Source organism: Eubacterium sp. AF16-48, assembly GCF_003479405.1.
Lineage (GTDB): Bacteria > Bacillota > Clostridia > Lachnospirales > Lachnospiraceae > Eubacterium_G > Eubacterium_G segne.
Genome location: NZ_QUHB01000021.1, coordinates 1 through 2651 on the forward strand (window position 1 = coordinate 1; position 2651 = coordinate 2651).

The window sequence follows — 2651 nt, forward strand, 5'->3', positions numbered from 1 at the left end:
GCCCTTACTATCTCCACAACCTTGATAACGTTGACCCGGAGCATCTGAAAGAATACTTCGGGAAAAATAAATATAAACTCCACTACATCTACCGTGAGTTCACTGTGGGTTTCTTTAAGATGGACATTTCCTCTCTTCCGAAAAATGCATCTTCTCTTAAATTTACAAAACACAACTCCCATATTATGTCTCTGTGCCTGACCTTTCACATTAATCTTGGTTTATCACTTCGCAAAACCTCTCAGGCTCTTAAATATTTTAAAAAACTTCCCAAAACCTTCAGATTCATTGCTGACGGTTACAGCGCCTATCCTCTGGCATCAAGCAGACCAATTATGTTAACCACCTCGATAATTTTTTAAGCTGTTATGTTTTTGTTCATTAACATAACAGCTTTATCAGATGACAAACTTAAACATCTGTGTATCCCCAACCTTTAAATAATGGAATCCATAACACATTTCTAAATTTCTCATATGATAATCGGAATTCATCACTCAGTACATTTCATCATCTTCTATCTTTCCGGCAATAATAGCTTTCTTTATCGTTTTCCAATACTTGTTATAAACCGTGTCTGTTACTTTCCCTTCTCTGATTTTAATATCAGCCTAAAAGGTGGATACATCCATCCTAACTCAGGGGAACATATGGCAGCTTTTATAGGATTTCACTTTTTTGTCGCATTTTAAAATTATTTTACATCTTCAATTTTTACAGTACTATCTCCATCTGTAAATAGACTATATACTCTAAACCAGTGGCACCATTCATCCATACCACCTATACTTATATATAATTTATCATCCTGTGAATTGTTTTCATCAACAATTATAGATGATCCTTCCTGTTCAGCTGTATAGCCTGCTTTTTCATATTTTTTTATATAATCTTGTATGTCACTATGACCAATAAACAACGTAAAATGATTATTATCTTCATCATCATTTACTTCAACGGTAAAACCGTCACTTAATCTCAGCCATACGGCAACTGTTTGTGGCAATTCCTTTATGCCATAACCATACTCACTTAAATACTTATATATACATATCGAGTTAATTCCTATGAACAACACAACTATTGCAAAAATAACCAAAATTGGTTTAATCCACGTTTTCATTTCTAACCTCCTAGTATAATAATGATGTAGTCAATTAAGACTACTTGGTTAATAAGTTTCTATAATTCAGATAACAAAAGAAGGTGTTCTTCCTTCATCAGATGTTATCTTAAATAATTATCATGTCTGACGGTTCCTGATAGACACCAGTTAAAACATAAGGTATTATCTCGTAGGATAGGACAAAGAATGTACTCCTCCTTGGGATGCTGAATATCAGCAGATACCTGCAAAAAAGTCAATTAGTCCATTCGACAGGGTTTTATGTTTTAGCTGGTTGGGAGCCCGAAGGCCATACCCGAATAACGCGCTAGGTTGTGTACCTGCCAGATTGGAAATGGATTCCTATCAAGAAGGAGCTATTGCTCATGTCAAACAATGTTATTTTTAATCTTGATGAATTATTCATCTCTGTTGGTATTGATGTCGGTGCTGACTTCTCCTGGATGTCTATTACACTTCAAACCACCAGTTAGTAGGAAAGCCTTATAAAATCCTACATAACTGTATGAGTTCCCTTACAACCGATGTTTCTAAAATAAAAGAATCAGAAGAGTTGTATTCTTTGGAAAGTCGCATTTTCCTGGAATCTACGGGAATTTATCATTATCCACTCTTCTGCTATCTTCGTGATAAGGGTTTTAACTGCTCGGTTATAAATCCTATCATCACTAATGAATAGCCCAAATATGAACATACGAAAAGTACATAATGACCGTTTTGATTCTAAGAAGGCTGCTTTAGTCGGTTTGAAACCTGATTTAAAGGTTTCTCTTATGCCATCTGACCTTGCTTTAAACTGCAGAAATCTTTGTCGTGAATACTATGACTTAACGGATAATCGCAGTGCTTATGTGAATAAGCTGCAAGGCGAACTGCGTATGGCATTTCCGCAGTATCTTCGCATTTTTTCAAAAGTTACCATCAACACATCTCTAACTTTACTTGAGACATATACATCTCCAGAAGCATTTATAAATGCTGACAAGCAAGAGATTATTGATCTTATTAAATCTACAGCCCGCTTTGGACTTACATATGCTGAAAATAAGTATAATGCCATTATCCAGGCTGCAAACGATGCTAATGAATTTGGCTGTATCATTGACAGCAACATCAAGCGTATTCGCCTATATATTAGTTTCATCCGTAAATATGATGAAGAAATAAAAGGTATACTTGAATCATTACATGATCTTATTGATGCCAATGAAGATACTGACTTTGTCAGACAAATCCATTTAATCGAAACATTTAAAGGTGCCGGTTTCTTATCTGCTGTATCCCTTATAGGATTTCACTTTTTTGTCGCATTTCAAAATTGAAATTTATTTAAAGTTTTCAATTTTGATAATATCCTCATTATCTGTATATAGTATATAAATCCTAAACCAATGACACCATTCTTCCATACCACCTATACCTACATGTAATTTATCATCCTGTGAATTGCTTTTATCAATACTTATATCCGATCCTTCCTGTTCAGCTGTATAGCCTGCTTTTTCATATTTTTTTATATAATCTT

Annotated in this window: 3 protein-coding genes and 1 pseudogene; 2 read left to right on the plus strand and 2 right to left on the minus strand. The window is 34.4% G+C overall.

Annotated elements, in window-relative coordinates; genetic code table 11:
- Positions 1-362: pseudogene (locus DWW68_RS13800) on the plus strand (transposase); the annotation flags it as partial.
- Between the two features lie 332 nt (positions 363-694).
- Here DWW68_RS13800 and DWW68_RS13150 read toward each other — a convergent pair.
- Positions 695-1123: a hypothetical protein gene (locus DWW68_RS13150; RefSeq protein WP_118595026.1), complete on the minus strand. Its 429-nt coding sequence runs from the start codon at positions 1121-1123 to the stop codon at positions 695-697.
- A gap of 689 nt (positions 1124-1812) precedes the next feature.
- Here DWW68_RS13150 and DWW68_RS13155 point away from each other — a divergent pair.
- On the plus strand, positions 1813-2448 hold the full coding sequence (locus DWW68_RS13155) for an IS110 family transposase (protein ID WP_243053073.1): 636 nt from the start codon (positions 1813-1815) through the stop codon (positions 2446-2448).
- A gap of 3 nt (positions 2449-2451) precedes the next feature.
- Here DWW68_RS13155 and DWW68_RS13640 read toward each other — a convergent pair.
- The coding region (locus DWW68_RS13640) for a hypothetical protein (protein WP_199669488.1) at positions 2452-2651 on the minus strand (200 nt) is incomplete at its 5' end.